The following is a 2,074-nucleotide window of genomic DNA, read 5'->3' as shown; positions in this document are numbered from 1 at the left end:
ATTCACGATGGTTCGCGGCTGAACATTGGCCGTCGCGGAAATGCAGCCGGCGGCCCCCAGAGGCAAGGCCTTCTCGAGCAGCGATTCCGAGGCCGGGAAGATCCTGAAGCCGGGGAACGATCGCAGCATGCTTTCGGTGTTCGCCCAATCGCCGGAGCTGTCCTTGATGCCGACGACGGTCTGCGGATATTCCTTGATGAGCCGCTCGATCAGCGCGTGGGTGATGCCCACGCCCGTGAACTGGGGGATGTGATACAGGTAGACCTTCAGATGTCCCGATCCGACCGCCTGGATGATCTCGGAGTAATAGGCGAACAGCCCGTCGTCGTGGGCGGGCTTGAAATAGAACGGCGGCAGGGTCAGCGTGCCGGCACACCCGAGGTCGACCGCCTTCTTCGTCAGCTGGATGGTCTCCGGAAGCGCGCACAGCCCGACGCCCGGAAGCAATCTGGCTGGAGGAATGCCGGCCTCGACCAGGGCTTCGAGCAGATCGATCTTCTCGGACACGGACAGCGAGTTGGCCTCGCTGTTGGTGCCGAACACCGCCAGGCCGACGCGCTGCGAGATCAGCCATCGACAGAAGCCGATGAATGCCGTGCGGTTCACGCTCAGATCTGCGTGGAAGGGTGTCAGGGCGGGCGCGAAAACTTCGGCGCTTCGGGTGGGGCTCATGAATACCTCGCGGATGGAAGAAGGAAAGGAGGAATGGCTTCAGGCATCCGCCATGAAGCGCGTGATCGCCCGGCCCAGCGTGTCTTCACCGCTGTTGAAGTGCGCCACGATCGATGTGTGGTTGTGGCGGTCCAGGCTGATGAAGCGTGTCAGCGCCGTGCGAGGCAATGCCTGCGCGCGTTGGAAAAACTCTTCGCCGTAGGCGTCGAGGTGCGGGTTCTCGTACTGCGCGACCGCGACCAGCAGCGGCACGTTGCGGGTCTCGACGTGGCTGATCGGCGAGCGAACGTCGTACAGCGACGGGTCCGTGCCGAAATAGGCACGCACACCTTCGGCATTCGGGTTGTCGGGCAAGGTGTCCGCGCGCAGGCGCGCGCTGACCAGGATCGCACCGGCCAGCGCTCCGTCGGCAATCCGCTGGCACGCGGGGTCGAAGATCGCGCTGGCCACGTGGCAGCCACCAGCGGAGTGCCCCATGAGGAAGATGCGGTCGGCACGTCCGCCGTACCTTGCGATGTTGTCCTGCACCCAGCGAAATGCGTGCAGGACGTCGTCCGCTCCGCCCGGATAAGGCGATGCCGGCGCCAGGCGGTACTCCACGTTCACGCCGACGATGCCCTGGCGTGCGAACCAGTGCGCCACGTTGTCATAGACCTGCCCGTTCACGCTCTTCTTGCCGCGAACGAAGGCGCCGCCGTGCAGGAACACCACCACGTCGCGGGTGCCCGGTCGCCAGGACGCGTCGAAGTGCACATCCAGCGTCTCCCGTTCGGTGGCGCCGTAGGGAATGTCCCGCTCGATGAGAACGCCGTCGTCGGCCGCATGGCGGACCCGCGGTGTGTAGTGCGCGATCACGAGATCACGGTGCTTGTTGATGTCCGCAGCCCACCTGGGCCCGATGTCCTGGAGCAGCGCCTCGGTATCCGGGGGAATGGCGTGGAGTGAAGATTCAGAATTTGTCATTTCTCAAATAATACACCATTGTCTTCTTTGGTATACCAAACAACAAAATCTTCGACCATCAAATGCCACAAGGCCCCAGGCGCTAAGATGGCCGCTCCAAAATGTGTGCGGAAAAACAATGACAACTATTTCTGCAAGGGTGCAGTCGCTGATCTCCGAACAGATCATCAGCGGCAACTTTCCACCGGGCATGCGGCTGGACGAACGTCTGCTTGCGGACAAGTTCAAGGTCTCGCGCACGCCGGTGCGCGAAGCGCTGCGGCAGCTGGCGGCACGCGGGCTCACGCAGATTCTTCCCATGCGGGGCGTCGTCGTCATGCAGATCGGCGTCAAGGAACTGTCGGAGATCCTTCATGCAGATTGCGAACTGGAAGCGCTGTGCGCCCGGCTTGCCGCCGAGTCGATGACGACCATGGAGAAGACCGAGCTGGAGTATGTT

3 protein-coding genes are annotated in these 2,074 nt (G+C 62.8%); 1 reads left to right on the top strand and 2 read right to left on the bottom strand.

Annotation, left to right across the window (positions count from 1 at the left end; all coding sequences use genetic code 11):
• The coding region (locus tag ACSFB7_RS37745) for a dihydrodipicolinate synthase family protein (protein WP_435477440.1) at positions 1-672 on the bottom strand (672 nt) is incomplete at its 3' end.
• Positions 673-711: 39 nt separating this feature from the next.
• Complete coding sequence (locus ACSFB7_RS37740) at positions 712-1,635, bottom strand: alpha/beta hydrolase (protein WP_435477439.1); 924 nt, start codon at positions 1,633-1,635, stop codon at positions 712-714.
• A 118-nt stretch (positions 1,636-1,753) separates the two neighbouring features.
• On the opposite strand from ACSFB7_RS37740, the gene ACSFB7_RS37735 reads away from it, so the two are divergent.
• On the top strand, positions 1,754-2,074 hold a 321-nt coding region (locus ACSFB7_RS37735), incomplete at its 3' end, for a GntR family transcriptional regulator (RefSeq protein ID WP_435477438.1).

Origin of the sequence: Variovorax raffinosi, assembly GCF_051216615.1 — a bacterium.
Classification (GTDB): domain Bacteria; phylum Pseudomonadota; class Gammaproteobacteria; order Burkholderiales; family Burkholderiaceae_C; genus Variovorax.
This window is presented reverse-complemented; position numbering and strand designations above follow the sequence as displayed.